This is a genomic window from Ornithinibacillus scapharcae TW25 (genome assembly GCF_000190475.1).
In the GTDB taxonomy this organism is placed as follows: Bacteria; Bacillota; Bacilli; order Bacillales; family Amphibacillaceae; genus Ornithinibacillus; species Ornithinibacillus scapharcae.
In genome coordinates this window covers 37,397-54,263 of record NZ_AEWH01000012.1, presented here as the reverse complement: position 1 = coordinate 54,263, position 16,867 = coordinate 37,397, and the positions used below count along the sequence as shown (strand labels likewise).

General features: G+C 37.1%; 13 protein-coding genes. 11 read left to right on the top strand and 2 right to left on the bottom strand.

Annotated features, from left to right (window positions below; genetic code table 11):
• The first annotated feature begins 37 nt into the window (after nt 1–37).
• The gene (locus G5W_RS0103450) at nt 38–250 is read left to right on the top strand and encodes a hypothetical protein (RefSeq protein ID WP_010094270.1); all 213 of its coding nucleotides are present in this window, start codon (nt 38–40) and stop codon (nt 248–250) included.
• A gap of 62 nt (nt 251–312) precedes the next feature.
• On the opposite strand, the gene G5W_RS0103445 is transcribed toward G5W_RS0103450, so the two are convergent.
• On the bottom strand, nt 313–1,314 hold the full coding sequence (locus G5W_RS0103445) for a tetratricopeptide repeat protein (protein ID WP_010094268.1): 1,002 nt from the start codon (nt 1,312–1,314) through the stop codon (nt 313–315).
• Nucleotides 1,315–1,618: 304 nt separating this feature from the next.
• Here G5W_RS0103445 and G5W_RS0103440 point away from each other — a divergent pair, with 304 nt between their 5' ends.
• The 4 genes from G5W_RS0103440 to G5W_RS0103425 all read left to right on the top strand — a co-directional run bounded on the left by G5W_RS0103440 (nt 1,619) and on the right by G5W_RS0103425 (nt 5,813).
• Nucleotides 1,619–3,112 (top strand): peptide MFS transporter, encoded by a 1,494-nt coding sequence (locus G5W_RS0103440; RefSeq protein ID WP_010094267.1) that lies wholly within the window; start codon nt 1,619–1,621, stop codon nt 3,110–3,112.
• A gap of 43 nt (nt 3,113–3,155) precedes the next feature.
• Entirely contained in the window at nt 3,156–3,329 is a 174-nt protein-coding gene (locus G5W_RS23700) for a hypothetical protein (RefSeq protein ID WP_010094266.1), read from the top strand.
• A gap of 87 nt (nt 3,330–3,416) precedes the next feature.
• Nucleotides 3,417–4,175, top strand: coding sequence for an acyl-[acyl-carrier-protein] thioesterase (locus tag G5W_RS0103430; RefSeq protein ID WP_010094265.1), 759 nt, complete (start codon nt 3,417–3,419; stop codon nt 4,173–4,175).
• A 117-nt stretch (nt 4,176–4,292) separates the two neighbouring features.
• Entirely contained in the window at nt 4,293–5,813 is a 1,521-nt protein-coding gene (locus tag G5W_RS0103425) for an alpha-amylase family glycosyl hydrolase (protein ID WP_010094264.1), read from the top strand.
• Between the two features lie 66 nt (nt 5,814–5,879).
• Here G5W_RS0103425 and G5W_RS0103420 read toward each other — a convergent pair whose 3' ends face one another.
• Entirely contained in the window at nt 5,880–7,637 is a 1,758-nt protein-coding gene (locus tag G5W_RS0103420) for a glycoside hydrolase family 13 protein (RefSeq protein ID WP_010094263.1), read from the bottom strand.
• 403 nt (nt 7,638–8,040) lie between these two features.
• On the opposite strand from G5W_RS0103420, the gene G5W_RS0103415 reads away from it, so the two are divergent.
• The 6 genes from G5W_RS0103415 (at nt 8,041) to G5W_RS0103390 (ending at nt 16,855) form a co-directional block, all read left to right on the top strand.
• Complete coding sequence (locus G5W_RS0103415; protein ID WP_010094261.1) at nt 8,041–9,306, top strand: extracellular solute-binding protein; 1,266 nt, start codon at nt 8,041–8,043, stop codon at nt 9,304–9,306.
• A gap of 70 nt (nt 9,307–9,376) precedes the next feature.
• A complete protein-coding gene (locus tag G5W_RS0103410; RefSeq protein ID WP_010094259.1) occupies nt 9,377–10,684 on the top strand; it encodes a carbohydrate ABC transporter permease in 1,308 nt (435 codons plus the stop codon).
• 2 nt (nt 10,685–10,686) lie between these two features.
• The gene (locus G5W_RS0103405; RefSeq protein WP_010094257.1) at nt 10,687–11,538 is read left to right on the top strand and encodes a sugar ABC transporter permease; all 852 of its coding nucleotides are present in this window, start codon (nt 10,687–10,689) and stop codon (nt 11,536–11,538) included.
• A gap of 45 nt (nt 11,539–11,583) precedes the next feature.
• Nucleotides 11,584–12,426, top strand: a complete 843-nt coding sequence (locus G5W_RS0103400) for a DUF1189 family protein (protein WP_138918960.1) — start codon at nt 11,584–11,586, stop codon at nt 12,424–12,426.
• 345 nt (nt 12,427–12,771) lie between these two features.
• The gene (locus G5W_RS0103395) at nt 12,772–14,424 is read left to right on the top strand and encodes a glycoside hydrolase family 13 protein (protein WP_010094253.1); all 1,653 of its coding nucleotides are present in this window, start codon (nt 12,772–12,774) and stop codon (nt 14,422–14,424) included.
• A 94-nt stretch (nt 14,425–14,518) separates the two neighbouring features.
• Nucleotides 14,519–16,855 (top strand): glycoside hydrolase family 31 protein, encoded by a 2,337-nt coding sequence (locus tag G5W_RS0103390; RefSeq protein WP_010094251.1) that lies wholly within the window; start codon nt 14,519–14,521, stop codon nt 16,853–16,855.
• Nucleotides 16,856–16,867: the final 12 nt, after the last annotated feature.

Here is a 16,867-nt window from a genome sequence, read left to right as displayed (position 1 = left end):
CATGAGGTTGGGAGGTTCTGAAGGAGATAATTCTCTCATGTCGTCCATTACAACAACAAAAGTGACAGATTCGGAAGCAACATATTTAACCATAACCCCAGTAGTAAGTCTCTACAAAATATTCAGTTACGATAGTGTAGAACGCACGATTAGTAGGGAGTTCGAACTAATAAAGGATCCATTTATGCTAGATCCAATTGTGGTTCCATTAAGGAAAGAAGATATAGGTAAATGTTATTGTCTAATGTAGGGATAGTAATTGAATTTTCATTACTATCCCTTCTTCACAGTTAAGTTATATTATTGTGAAAGCTATAACCCCTTCAACCTTTCCTTCGCCTCTTTATCCCCTTTTAAAGCTGCTTTTTGATACCAAGACTTTGCTTTTTTTATATTTACTGGTGTACCTATCCCATTTTCATAACATAATCCGAGATTAAATTCACCGTAGGAATCTCCACGCTCTGCGGCCATTCTGTACCAGGAAAGAGCTTCTTCTCCGTTTCCATCTTCTACTGCTTCATGACCTAGTCGATTGGCAGCAAATACATCGCCACTCTTAGCTGACTTGACGAACCATTCTCGAGAAACTTCTAAGTCTTTTTCTGTACCAACCCCATTCTGATACATATAACCAAGGGTATACATTGCCTCAGGCACCCCAAGTTCAGCTGCTTTCATAAACAATTCCAATGCTTTTTCTTCATCTTTCGGGACATATTCCCCTCGTAAGTACATATCAGCATAATTGTTCATCGCATCAGCATGTCCTTTTTCGGCAGCTTGTTTATAACAGTTGTAGGTTTTTTCTAGGTCTTGATCCACTACGGTACCGACAAAATAATAATTGCCTAACCAGTACAATGCATCAGAATTACCTGCCTGAGCCGCAACAAGGAACCATTCAAATGCCCAGTCATCATGTTCGATTGTTTTATAAAAGTGTGCGAGTTCGATTTGAGCTTCAAGATTTCCTGTTACTGCTTCCGTATATAGTGTAACTACTTGTGCAAGTTCATCGTCATCTATGTAAATAACAGCTAAATCATCGCTAGGATTTAAGGATTCTGTTAAAATACGTGCTATGTCACGTATGATGATGTATCTATAATCCTTATGAAAGCTCGTCACACCATTAAGTTGTCTATATAAAATATATATATCATCAGGTAATTCGTCAGAACGAACACATTCGTCCATAACCAATAACAAGTCTTTTAATAACTGCTTACTGTTTTGTAATCCTTTTACAATTTCTTTTGATTTATAATACCCTTTTGTTGCTAATTCCATCGCTAAGTCCTGCAATTCCACCAAGAAGACACCTTCCATTAATTGTTTTTATAGAGTATCTCATATTTTCACGATTACCGCATTAAACAAAAAATTTAGGAAAAAACCCAAGTTCTTACAGCTAATGAAAATATAAAATGTGGAAATACTAGTACATATATCGCTTACATAAAAATGATTCGCCATTCTTACACTTTTTAGAAGAATTCTACTTTTGGATAACCCCTTTACGAGGAGTTTTATTTGTCCTAAAATGTCTAAGTTAGCTCCTTGAGAGTTTTCAGTTAATTTACTAAATTTAAAAAATCAGGAGGCTTTACACTACATGAAATCACATGATAAGGATGCCATCCTAAAAACGATACCTCAAAAAGGTTTCTTTGGTCATCCGAAGGGTTTATCAACACTATTTTTCACTGAGTTCTGGGAACGTTTCTCATATTATGGTATGCGAGCGATCCTTTTATTCTATATGTACTACGAGGTTTCCGATGGTGGTCTAGGTATTGACCAAACAACAGCGAACTCTATAATGGCGATTTATGGATCGCTTGTATATATGTCTGGAATCATCGGTGGATGGATTGCTGACCGAATCTTAGGTACAGCACGGACTGTATTCCATGGTGGAGTGCTCATCATGATTGGTCATATCATCTTAGCTTTACCAGCAGGAGCACCTGGATTATTTATTTCCATGTTCTTCATCATCATTGGTACAGGCTTATTAAAGCCAAACGTTGGTGGTATGGTAGGGGATCTCTACAGTAAAACAGACCCACGTCGTGACTCCGGTTTTAGTATTTATTATATGGGTATCAACATGGGGGCGTTTATTTCTCCATATATCGTTGGAACACTTGGTGAAGAAGTTAACTTCCACCTAGGTTTTGGTGTTGCAGCAGTTGGTATGTTAATTGGTTTAATCGTATTTGTTATCACTCGTAAAAAATATCTTGGACTAGCTGGTTCTTATGTACCGAATCCATTACAAAAAGAAGAAAAAGGACGTATCACAAGAATTGTTCTTCTTGCAGTAGTTGCACTTGGACTTATTGGTTGGTTAGGTGTTTCAGGTGGCTGGTTAACAGTTGAACGTGTAATTTTTGCAATTAGTATTCTAGGGGTAATTATCCCAACCGCATACTTTATCTTTATGTACCGCAGTCCAAAGACAACATCCGAGGAAAAGTCGCGTTTACTAGCTTATATTCCGTTATTCGTAGCGGCAATGATGTTCTGGGCAATTCAAGAACAAGGTTCTACTATCCTTGCAACATATGCGAATGAGCGTACAGACTTAAACTTCCTAGGAATTGAATTAAAAGCATCATGGTTCCAGTCCCTTAACCCGTTATTTATCATTATGCTAGCACCGTTATTCGCTGGTATGTGGGTTAAGCTTGGTGATAGACAACCTTCTGTTTCTCAGAAATTCTCATTTGGACTAGTATTTGCAGGACTATCATTTATCGTGATGATGATTCCAGCATACTTCAATGGAACAGAATCATTAGTTAGCCCAATGTGGTTAGTTCTAAGTTTCTTCCTTGTTGTATTAGGTGAATTACTACTATCACCAGTCGGTTTATCTGCATCAACAAAACTAGCACCAGCAGCATTTGCTGCACAAATGATGAGCTTATGGAACCTTTCTAACTCATCAGCACAAGCTATCAACGCACAGGTTGTTAAATTCTACTCAACCGAAACAGAAGTAATGTACTTCGGTGTAATCGGTGGTATTGCTATTGTACTTGGTATCATTCTGTATTTGGTATCACCTAAGTTGAAAGAATTCATGAAGGGCTTAAATTAAGTTGATGGAAAGTTGACTCCTTATTGGGGTCAGCTTTTTTAGTATGAGTGAGTGGAAGTGGCTATCAACTTCAAACGAGCTCCAATGTAGGCAGGAAATGCAGGTGATAGCAGTAATCAAAGGCAAAAGAGATTCAAAACAGGCAGAAAATGGAGTTGATAGCAGTTATCAAAGACAACGGAGGATCAAAACAGGCAGAAAATATGATGAGGATTAGTATCCCTAAACATCCGCTCCTTTAATAGCTCACTCAGTAATAATTATGTTAAAGTAATAATATGGAAAAAAGCAAGGAGAGAGAAAAATGCAACCAACAACACGATACACGAAAAACTATCATATTGATCTTGGTGATGTTGATTTTCAGAGAAAGTTAAAATTGAGTGCACTGTTTAGATATTTTCAAGATGCCGCCAATCTGGCAGCAGAAAATTTGGGAGTAGGTATTACGCAATTGTTCGAAAAATACGGTGTAGCCTTTGTTTTAATGCGGATACGGGTCGATATCATTCGTACGCCTATGCTGGATGAGGAAATAACCATTGAAACATGGCCATTAAAGCCAGGAAAGCTAGAGTTTGAGAGAGACTATATAGTACGTGACAAGAATGGGGAAGTTATTGCCAAAGCGGTTTCCGTATGGGTAATCATGGATTTAAACAAACGTCGCCTGAAACGTAGTGAATCGATCAACCTAGAGTATCCTGAATTAATTGAGGAACGTGCTATAGATGTGGCATTAGCAAAATTAAAGGCAACCGACGAACTTGAAACAGTGTATCATAAAACGATTGGTTATAGTGATATCGATTTTAATGGACATCTCAATAACTCAAAGTATATTGATTACATAATGGATTGTTTTGCCTTAGAGGAACATCAACGTTATCATACTAGTTCAATAGAAGTAAATTATCTAAATGAGGTCATGCCTGGCGATACGTTATTAATAAAGAAAGATGTATCTAAGTTAGAAGATAATTTTGTTCTTGTGGAAGGTATTCGTGAAGAGGACGGAAAAAGTGTGTTTCGATCTCAAGTTAGTTTAGAAGAAAATGCGTAACAAAAAGAATTGGTGAGCTATACTAGCTTTCCAATTCTTTTTTCTACGATGATAAAATTCTATGAAAAAAAACTAGAATCAGTTAGAATGATTTAGAAAACAACAGGGGGGTTTACGATGAAGAAAAAATTAACCGCTTTCATAGTATTGTACCTAGTCTTTAGTGTACCTGTAGCGATACAGGCAGAGGAGAAGAATACGTGGGAAGATGAGATTATTTATTTTATTATGATTGATCGCTTCAATAACGGCGATGCTTCCAATGATTTTGAAGTCGATATAAATGATCCAGCTGCCTATCATGGAGGGGACTTTCAGGGTATTATTGACAAGCTAGACTATATAAAAGAAATGGGTTTTACCGCAATCTGGCTGACTCCAATCGTGAAAAATGAACCGAAAGGCTATCACGGATATTGGACCGAAGATTTCTATGAGGTAGAAGAGCATTTTGGAACCCTAGAAGAATTTAAAACATTAGTAGAAAAAGCACATGAAAAAGATATCAAAATCATTCTGGACTTAGTAGTCAATCACACTGGTTATCAACATCCATGGTTGAATGACTCAGAGAAGCAGGATTGGTTCCATGAAGAACAGTCGATTATTAGTTGGGACAATCAAAAAAATGTGGAAGATGGACGATTAGCTGGTTTACCCGACTTAGCACAAGAAAATCCGGAGACCCGAAAATACTTACTTGATATGGCGAAATGGTGGATTGAGGAAACAGATATTGATGGCTACCGATTAGACACGGTTAAACATGTTCCAAAGGATTTTTGGGAGGAGTTTTCTCAAGAGGTAAAATCAGTGAAGGAGGATTTCTTTTTAATCGGAGAAGTTTGGCATAGTGATCCAACGTATGTAGCGGATTATGCGAAGACAGGCATTGATTCTTTTGTCGATTATCCATTCTTCAATGAAGCTACGAGGATATTTAGTAAGCCAGACCAACAAATTGGAAAATTTATGGATGGTATCTGGAAGCGTAATGTAAGTCTTTATGAAAATCCTTATATTTTAGGAAATTTTATTGATAATCATGATAATAAACGTTTTACTAGACTAGTAATTGAAAAGGATCAAGAACCTGTAAGTAGATTAAGACAAGCACTTACGTATATGTATACCGCACCAGGAATTCCAATTATCTACTATGGTACAGAAATTGCAATGGATGGTGGTAATGATCCGGATAACCGTAGAATGATGGAGTTTGAGGACCATGAATTAACGACTTATATCTCCAAATTAGCTGATATTCGGAACAAGCACTCGGCACTTACAAGTGGAGATGTTGAGTTGGTCTATGATCAAAATGGAATGACAGTTTTTAAACGTTCATCGGAGGGAGAACAACTACTTGTTGCAATCAACAACACAACAGAAGAACAAACGATTACATTGTCTCATGAGGTGCTAGAGGAAGGTCATGAGTTGCAGGCGCTGCTTGGTGAAGAAAGTGTAACCGGTCAATCAGATGGATATACCTTCACTATCCCTAGTGAAAAATCCGAAATTTATCAGATAAAATCGGGAAATGAGCAAACGATTGCACTACCTTGGATGATAGCTGGAGCCACTGTCATACTAGTTGCTGGAGTGATCTTTATTCTACTCAGGAAGAAGCGGTAAATGAAAAAACCGAACTAATTCGAATTAGTTCGGTTATTATTTGATTAAGTACATTCGTTAACACTATTAAAACTCAAATATACGGAAACCTAGAGCATCGACTTTAATAGTAGAATCAAGTGTCAATTCCTTCTTTGTATCATGTTGAATGTTCCATTCCTGAACCGTCACATTGCCAAGATCTTCATTTGAAATCTCAAGAGCCTTATTACTATTATTTACAATAAAACGAAGACGTTTTTCCGCGTTAAACTTATCATAAACAATATATCCTTTTTCACTATCCGCATGAATAAAGCGAATATCGGCATGATTTCCGAATACCGGCTCAGTTTTACGCCATTTTAATAGTGTTTGAACATATTGGAATAAATCTCTATCTTGCTTTGATTTATCCCACTCCATACAAGCACGACAGCCTGGATCTTGGCCACCTGCCATTCCAATTTCATCTCCATAATAGATACAAGGAGCACCAATGAAGCTTAATTGGAATAGATACAGTAGCTTCACACGATCACGATTTCCATTAGCAAGTGTTAAAATCCGCGGAGTATCATGACTATCTAATAAGTTAAAGGCAACTTCATTCACATTTTTAGGGTACATATGAAGAACCTTCACAATCGAATCCGTAAATGCTTCAGCAGAGATACTTTCTTTCGCAAAGAAATCAATTGCACCATTTGTGAAAGGATAGTTCATAACCGCATCGAATTGATCTCCTTGCAACCATGGCATAGAATCATGCCAGATTTCGCCTAATATATAGGCGTCCGGTTTAACCCCTTTGACAACTTTACGGAATTCTCTCCAAAAAGCATGGTCTACTTCATTTGCTACATCTAAACGCCAACCATCAATGTCAAATTCCTCAACCCAATAACGAGCAACATTTAATAAATATTCTTTTACCTCAGGGTTTTCTGTGTTCAGTTTCGGCATAGAAGAAACAAATCCAAACGCGTCATAGTTCGGTTTTGGTTCTGTCACAACTGGAAAGTCCCAAAGATGGAACCAATCTTTATACTTCGAATCTTCCTGTTTTTCCAATACATCCTGGAATGCGGGGAAGTAAAAACCGCTATGATTAAATACGGCATCTAACATGATACGAATGCCTCGTTTATGACATTCCTGTACTAATCGGCGAAATGTTTCTTTATCTCCAAACTGAGGGTCAATTTCCATATAATCAATGGTGTCATATTTATGGTTTGAGTATGCTTTGAAGATAGGAGTGAAATAGATTCCACTAATCCCTAACTCTACTAAGTGATCTAGATGATCCATGACACCTTGGAAGTCTCCACCAAAGAAGTTTGCTGGTGTAGGGTCAGCACTTCCCCATGGGAGAGTACCTTCTGGATTAATAGAAGGATCTCCATTACCAAATCGCTCAGGGAAAATTTGATACCATACTGTATCTTTTACCCATTCTGGCGCGCTAAAGACATCAATGTTATTGACAAATGGGAAGCAAAAATAATTCGCTATATCGGTTGGTGCACTAGAGAAGAAACCGCCTTCCATATAATAGAGAATTTCATTTCCATCCGATAATTCGAATCCGTAGCGCATACGATGAAATTCAGGCTCAACTGCTATCGTCCAATAGTCATAGAGTGATGTGGAACCAGATTTGACCATTGGTTTCGTCAGTGTTTGCCATGAATCATCTTTCCAGTCATACGGGTCTCCGAAAATGAGCTGAACACTAGTTAGGTCATCCTTTTTACTTTGAAGCATAATGTGCAATGTGTCCTTGTCATAGGCATAAGCGAAATTGTTTTTTGGTCTGTGGAAAATAGCTTCTTTTAACATGTAAAACCTCTCCTTTTTAACTGTTTTTAGCAAAACAACCCCGTTTACCAGAGAGTAAACGGGGTTGTTGTTTGAAACAAAGCATTGCCCTTAAATTTATACTTTTAATCTACTGGAACAAGATTCTAAAGTCAACTACCAAACTAGATAATATAATTTACCAAAAAATGTTTTTTAAAAAATGAGTGAAAACGATTGCACAAATATTAAAAAAGGGTTACAATTTCATTGTAAGGTTGCGCAAACGTTTTCATTACTGAAAATGTGAACTGTATAAAGGGGGCAATATATGGTTAGTGACATTTAGTCATGGAGTACCTTACTAGATTATGAGATTGCTAGATTCACTTTACATTAACCTTTTAGCTTACAAAGCTAAAACAGAAAGAGAGGAAGACAAATTATGAAACTTAATTGGAAAAAGCTTGCTTTTGCTGCAATTTTAGCTAGTTTACTAGTATTAGCTGCTTGTGGTGGCGATGATAAGGAAAAAGACAGCAAATCTGCTGACGGTGGAAAAGAAACCGCTGGAACACTTGAAATTGGTGTTGAAGCTGGATATATCGATTATGTAAAAGAACTTGTCCCTGGATTTGAAGAAGAAACTGGTATTAAAGTAACTGTAACGGAAAGAGATTTATTCGAAACTTTGGAAGCACTTCCATTAGATGGACCTGCTGGTATAGCTCCTGACGTTATGATTGCTCCTTACGATAGAGTTGGTAACCTAGGTCAACAAGGTCACTTAGCGGAATATACTTTCCCTGAAGATGGTCGTTATGATGATTTAGATAAACAACAAGTAACAATTGACGGTAAAACTTACGGTGCTCCATTCGTAATTGAATCACTAATTCTTTACTATAACAAAGATTTAATTGACCAAGCTCCTGAAACTTTCGAAGAATTAGAAGCATTAGCTGAAGATGATCGTTTCGCTTTCGAATCTGAAGAAGGAAGAAGCACAGCTTTCTTAGCTAACTGGTTAGATTTCTATAGCACATACGGATTACTTTCTGCTTACGGCGGATATGTATTCGGTTCAGACGGTACTGATCCATCTGACATTGGTTTAAATACTGAAGGTGCAATTGAAGGTATCGAATATGCTACAGAGTGGTTTAACAAATGGCCACAAGGTATGTTAGATTCAACAACTGCTGGTAACTTTATCGATGAGCAATTCACAACTGGTAAAGCAGCAGCTATCATTGGTGGACCATGGTCTGCTTCTAATTACAAAGATGCTGGTGTAAACTATGGCGTATCTATGATTCCTACATTACCAAATGGTGAAGAGTACCAACCATTCGCTGGTGGTAAAGCATGGATCGCAAGTAACTATGCAAAAGATAAAGACGCTGCAAAACAGTGGTTAGATTATGTAACAAACCAAGAAAATCAACAAAAACTTTATGATGACAAAGGTGAAGTTCCTGCTAACCAATTAACAAGAGTAACAGTTGCTGAGGCTGGAGATGAGCTAACAGCAGCAGTAATTAACCAATACAATACTGCAATTCCTATGCCAAACATTCCACAAATGGCAGAAGTTTGGACAGGTGCTGCAACACTAATGTTCGACGCGGCTTCTGGAAACAAAACAGCAGAAGAAGCAGCTAACGATGCAGTAAACGTTATTAGTGAAAACATCTCTCAAAAATACTAATAATGTAACGTTAAACTTTGGCAGAGATACGCTCTCTGCCTCAGTTTATTTATTAAGGGAGTGAGATACAGTGGAATACGTAGAAAAAGATGATAAACAACGAGTAAAGAAGGCAACATTGCTCTCTATCATTCCAGGTTTAGGTCAAATATATAATAAACAGATTTTCAAAGGTATTATCTTTCTATTAATTTTCGCTCTATTTATTATAGAGATGATCAACTTTGGTGCCGGTGCACTAGTAGGCTTAGTAACACTAGGAAGCACTCCTGGTCTGGACCATTCACTATTTATTTTAATTGAAGGTTCCTTACAACTATTAATTCTTCTATTATTTATACTTTTTTACGCGATTAATTTAAATGATGCTAGAAAAGTTGCTAAATTATGGGCGGAAGGTAAAAAAGTAAATACCTCGATGAAATCCGTTCTACTAAATGTGGCAGATCAAGGCTTTCCATACTTATTTACAATCCCTGCTTATGTAGCGATGATTTTTGCAATTGTATTTCCAGTATTAGTAACGATATTTATTGCATTTACGAATTATGATTTCTATCACATTCCACCAGCGAAACTGATTGACTGGGTAGGATTTTCAAACTTTACAGATGTATTTTTCTTAAGTTCTTATCGTGATACCTTCTTAGCGGTATTTGGTTGGACGTTAATTTGGACTGTAGCAGCAACAACACTTCAAATTGTAATCGGAATTTTTACAGCTCTAGTATTAAACCAGAAGTTTATTAAATTTAAACGTGTATTTGGAATCATCTTCCTTTTACCATGGGCAGTACCTGCGTTTATTACCATTATGAGTTTTTCAAATATGTTTAACGATAGTATTGGTGCGATTAACACACAAGTAATCCCACTAATTGATGCATTAATTCCTTTTGTAGATATCGGAAGTCTTCCATGGAAGACAGATCCATTCTGGACTAAAGTAGCAATTATTATGATTCAAGGGTGGCTAGGGTTTCCGTTTATATATGTGCTTGTATCTGGGATTCTACAATCTATTCCAGAAGAGCAATACGAGGCTGCAAGAATAGATGGTGCTGGTTTAATTCAGCGTTTCAGACATATTACAATGCCGGCTATCTTTGCCATCGCTGCACCTATTTTCATTACACAGTACACTGGTAACTTCAATAACTTTTCGATGATTTACCTATTTAATGAAGGTGGACCAGGAAGTATTGGAGCCGGAGCAGGTTCAACAGATATTCTTATATCTTGGATTTATAAACTGACAACAGGAACGTCACCACAGTATTCCATTGCTTCTGCCGTGACATTATTTATTTCCTTATTTGTCATTGCCATTTCGTTAATGGTATTTAAGAAAACGAAAGCATTTGAAATGGAGGATTAGTGATGAACAGAATAGTAAAATCTCAAAAAACCTCCCGGTTAATCAATAAAATATTTACGTATTTCTATCTATTATTATTGGCTGTAATCATTATCTATCCATTGTTGATTACAGCAAGCTCTGCATTTAAAGCAGGTAACGTTACTGCCTTTAACTTAAACTTTGATGCAGAATGGACTTTAAGTAACTTCCAACGATTATTTACCGAAACCTTATACGGTGATTGGTATATGAATACGTTAATCATTGCTTTGGTTACGATGATCGTACAAGTAACATTCATTACATTAGCAGGTTATGTATATAGTAGATATCGCTTTGTAGGTAGAAAGAAAAGCTTAATTTTCTTCCTAATCATTCAAATGGTACCAACTACAGCAGCTCTAACTGCATTCTATGTAATGGCATTGTTAATGGGAGCTTTAGACCAAAGCTGGTTCTTGATGTTCCTATACATTGGTGGTGGTATTCCGATGAATACATGGCTAATGAAAGGTTACTTCGATACGGTTCCATATGACTTGGATGAATCAGCAAAACTTGATGGAGCGGGTCACTTCCGTATCTTCATTCAGATTGTACTACCATTAGTAAAACCAATGATCGCAGTACAATCTTTATGGGCATTTATGACTCCGTTTGGAGAATACATGCTAGCAAAATTCTTACTACGTACACCGGAAAACTATACGGTAGCAATTGGTCTGCAAACATTTATTAACAACCCACAAAACCAAAAGGTTGCATTGTTTGCAGCGGGAGCAATTTTAATTGCTATTCCAATAACCGTATTATTCTTTATGCTACAAAAACATTTTGTAGCCGGTCTAACTTCAGGTGGTACAAAAGGGTAATAATAAGAAATGGATTTAATCTCAGAGAGAAATGAAGTGAACAACATGAAAAAAGATATATTTCCAATCAATTATTTCAAAAGCATCCTAACAATAAAGCGAGTATTTACTGGGAGAAAGCAATTAAACTGGTTCCAGCTTATCATCGTACTCCTATTTATTAATGGTTTGATGATGGTTCCACTTTCCGTAAATATGGCTAAGATCGATTCTTATCCAGTAGAAGAGACGTATCCGAATGCGTTTGCTTTACTTGATGAGTCTGTTGTAGATGAGCTTGAAAGTGTTGAGTATTCTGAAGGGAAACTATCGTTACCAGACAGCTTCTACTTAGAAACAGAAGATGGCATAGTTGGGGGAAATATATCTTCCTCTAAAGAGGAACAAGCATTAGAGGCTGAAAATGCATTAATTTTTCAAGAGAATGAATTTGTGATAAAAGATCAGGATAATGCGGTATCAACTGTACGCTATACGAACGACTTTTCGATTGAAAGCATCACAACAGTTGAACAATTACAGGATGAATTATCTAGACAATGGTTTATTCAAAATAAAGGCTTTATTGTCGGAAGTTTATTAGTTTCTATTTTTATTCTATTGCTAGTTAGCATTGTCGTTATCAGCTTAGGATCCTCGTTCTTTGTATATCTGACGAAAAGAGGACAAATCTCTACAATTCAAACATACAAAGAATCGGTTAATTTAGTTGTCAACGCGATGGGGTTACCTACTCTAATAGCGATGGTCATCGGCCTAGTCCAATTCAATATCATTACAATGATCATGATTCAATCATTCGGATTCATCATCCTGCTATTACTAGTATTTACAAAGACCAGATTCAGCGATGATGTGCTTGAAGAAGAAGAGAATCGAAAACGATAGATTATAAATGAATGAAAAATTAGAGGTGATTGTTAAGAAGGTATCTTATCAATCGTATGAATAAATAATGAGGTCGGGATAATAAAATTTCCAACTAGCAAAATACGTGTAATTAGAGTTTAGTGTAGAACCCCGCTCCGGAAATATACTTCGCTTTCCGCGGGCGGCTGGTGAGCCTCCTCGTGCTAACGCACTGTGGGGTCTCACCTATGCCTATCCTCCCGCAGGAGTCTTCGTATATTTCCGGAGCTGATTTTGCGCTTTGACCGTCTTTCTAGTTGAGAAGGGGATTTATCCCAACCTCATCCCATGCACCTAGAATAATGATGAGCAAGGAGAATTGTTATGAAACAAGTATGGTGGAAAGAAGCTGTGGCTTACCAAGTATATCCACGTAGCTTTATGGATTCAAATGGAGATGGCATTGGTGATATCCAAGGTGTTATCTCTAAGCTAGATTATTTGAAGGATCTCGGAATTGATGTCATTTGGATGAGTCCAATCTATAAATCTCCTAATGATGATAATGGATACGATATCAGTGATTACCAAGACATTATGGATGAATTCGGTACTATGGAAGACTTTGATTTACTACTTGCTGAGGTTCATCAGAGAGGCATGAAATTAATCATGGATTTAGTTATTAATCATACTTCAGACGAGCATCCATGGTTTATTGAATCTCGTAGTTCTAAAGATAATCCTTACAGAGACTATTATATTTGGCACCCAGGAAAAGATGGTAAAGAACCAAATAACTGGGAATCTATATTTAGCGGCTCAGCATGGCAATTCGATGAGCATACGAAAGAATACTATATGCATGTATTCTCGACCAAACAACCAGATTTAAATTGGGAAAACCCGAAAGTTCGAAATGAACTTTATGAAATGGTGAATTGGTGGCTAGATAAAGGAATTGATGGCTTCCGTGTCGATGCAATATCTCATATTAAAAAAGTACCTGGATTTCCGGATATGCCAAATCCAGATAATTTAAAGTATGTGCCGTCCTATGAAGGACATATGAATCGAGATGGAATTCATGTGTTTTTAGAAGAATTAAAACAAAAAACATTTGCTAAATATGACATTATGACAGTTGGAGAAGCGAATGGTGTAAGTTTAGAACAAGCTGATGATTGGGTTGGAGAGAAGAACGGTAAGTTCGATATGATCTTCCAATTTGAACATTTAGGCCTTTGGGGTAAAGATACTGATAATGGTATCGATTTACCGGCATTAAAGAAAACATTGACTAAGTGGCAGGTTGGTTTAGAGGGAATAGGCTGGAATGCATTATTCCTTGAAAACCACGACCAACCACGATCAGTATCAACATGGGGTAATGATAAGGAATATCGAGTGGAATCAGCTAAATCTTTAGCAACCATGTATTTCCTGATGCAAGGTACACCATTCATTTATCAAGGCCAAGAAATTGGCATGACCAATGTTCAGTTCCCATCTATCGATGATTATGATGATGTAGGAATGAGAAATTACTATCATGAGGAAATCGCTAAAGGAACACCTGTACAAGAAATAATGGAAGTAATTTGGAAAACAGGCCGTGATAATTCAAGAACACCAATGCAGTGGAATACAGAAAAGAACGGTGGCTTCTCAACAGGTAATCCTTGGATGAAAGTTAATCCGAACTATACAGAAATCAATGTAGAAGCTGAATTAAAAGATCCAAATTCCATTTATCATTATTACAAAAAGCTAATTGAAATTCGCAAAGAACATCAAGTATTTATCTATGGAAGCTACCACCTTATTCTAGAAAATCATGATAAGGTATACGCTTATACTAGAAGATCAGGAGATGAAATGGCATTAGTCATTACAAACCTCTACCCAGAAGAAACCGAAATAACATTGCCTTCAGAATTAAAAGGCAAAAATAAAGAACTTCTTCTAAGCAACTATGAAAATTCAGTTGAAAAAGTACTTAAACCATATGAAGCAAGAGTGTATAAATTAGTTTAATAGTGAAATCCACTTAGGCAATGCCAGCCTAAGTGGAATTTTAACATTAATAGGTTAAATTAACGGACAATATTGGATTTATAGGGGGTATATCATGTTAGGAGATACGAGCTTTGCAATACATCCGGGTAAAGAAAAAAAAGATGGAGCAGTTATCTACCGGGATATCGGCGATCTAATTGATTTTAACAAAGAAGGAATGACATACAACTTCCTTTGTTCCAATGGAAACGTAGCAGTTCAATTCTATACGGAATCGATTGTTCGAGTAACCATGAATCCTAAAAAGAATCCAGTGTTAAACCAATCAAAAGCAGTGATTGTGAATCCACAATCTGTAGCAGTTAAAGAAGAGGATACGGAAAGAAAACTATCACTTAAGTCTTCGGAAATAACGATTCACATTCAAAAATCACCATTTCGCATTATGATATCAGATTCGAATGGTAGAGTAATCGTTTCAGAAGATAAGCATGGAATGGCATACCGAGAAAATGGGGAAGTAATTGCATTTAAACAGATGTATGATCAAGACCATTTTTATGGATTTGGTGAAAAATCTGGTCACCTAAATAAACGTGGTGAGAAGCTAGAGATGTGGAATACCGACGTGTATGCACCGCATAACCCAGAAACAAATGCACTCTATGAATCGATACCGTACTTCATGACATTGCGAAATGGAAAAGCACATGGAATTTTCTTTGATAATACGTTCCGAACATTTTTTGATATGAAATCATCGGAGGAAAATTACTCCTTCTCTGCTGAAGGTGGTCAACTAGATTATTATGTGATGGCAGGTCCACATCCGAAAATGGTGTTGGAACAATATACGTATTTAACAGGCAGAATGCCATTACCACCGAAATGGTCTCTTGGTTATCACCAATCTCGTTATAGTTATGAGACAGAAGCAGAAGTAAGAGAACTGGCAAACAACTTTATTGAAAAGGATATCCCTATTGATGTAATTCATCTAGATATCCACTATATGAATGGTTACCGTGTCTTCACATTTGATAAGGAACGCTTCCCAAATCCAGAAAAGTTAATCGCTGACCTAAAGGAAATGGGGATTCGGGTTGTTCCTATTGTAGACCCTGGGGTGAAAAAGGATTCCGAATATCCTATCTATCAAGAAGGTGTTCTAGAGGATAATTTCTGTAAATATATCGAAGGCGATATTTATTATGGAGATGTTTGGCCAGGTAGTAGTGCCTTCCCTGATTTTACAGAAGAAAAGGTTCGTAAATGGTGGGGCGATAAACATGCATTCTATACAGACCTTGGAATTGAAGGTATTTGGAATGATATGAATGAGCCAGCCGTTTTTAACGAGACGAAAACAATGGATGTTGACGTCATGCATCGTAATGATGGGAATCCAACAACACACCGCGAATTGCATAATGTGTACGGACTTTTAATGGGGAAAGCAACGTATGAAGGAATGAAAGAAAACCTAAATGGGAAACGTCCATTCCTATTGACACGTGCAGGATATGCTGGAGTTCAGCGTTATGGTTCGGTATGGACAGGGGATAATCGTAGCTTCTGGGAGCATCTACAAATGTCCTTGCCTATGGTGATGAACTTAGGCTTATCCGGTGTAGCTTTTACAGGTCCAGATGTTGGAGGTTTTGCACATGATACGAATGCAGAACTATTAACGAGATGGACACAAGTCGGTGCATTTACACCATTCTTTCGCAATCACTCAGCAATTGGATTCCGTTATCAAGAGCCATGGCAATTTGGGGAAAAATATGAAGCTATCATGAAGAAATATATTCAGATGCGTTACGAATGGATGCCACAATTGTATTCGTTATTTTATCAAGCTAGTAAGCAAGGTTTACCGGTAATGCGTCCATTATTAATGGAATATCCAGATGATGTAAAAACGTATAACTTGAATGACCAGTTTATGCTTGGAGATAACATCATTATGGCACCAATATTACAGCCTTCCGTAACAGACCGAGTTGTATACCTACCTGATGGGGAATGGGTTGAATATACAACAGGCCAAAGTTTTGAAGGTAACCATGTACATCTTGTACATGCGGAATTAGAAGATTTACCTATCTTTGTTCGTAAAGGTTCCGTATTGATGCAAGGAGAATGGAACTCTAACCAACAGAAAGAAACGAAGAAGCTCACCATGAAAGTATTCGCGTCTGAGAAGGAAGAAACATATCGATTTACCTTCTATGATGACAACGGGGAAACATTTGATTATGATAATGGAGAGTATGTAAAATTAGAATTGGAAGTTCATTCAACTGGCGAAACAGTAAATATACAAGTAACGAAAGAAGGAAACTTCCTTCCGGCATATCATGAAATCAAAATTGAAGTAGTTGGGGCAGAAAAGAGCGTATTCGTAAACGGCAACGTTAGCTCTGTCATTAATCTATTGAACTAGAGTAAAGTAGAG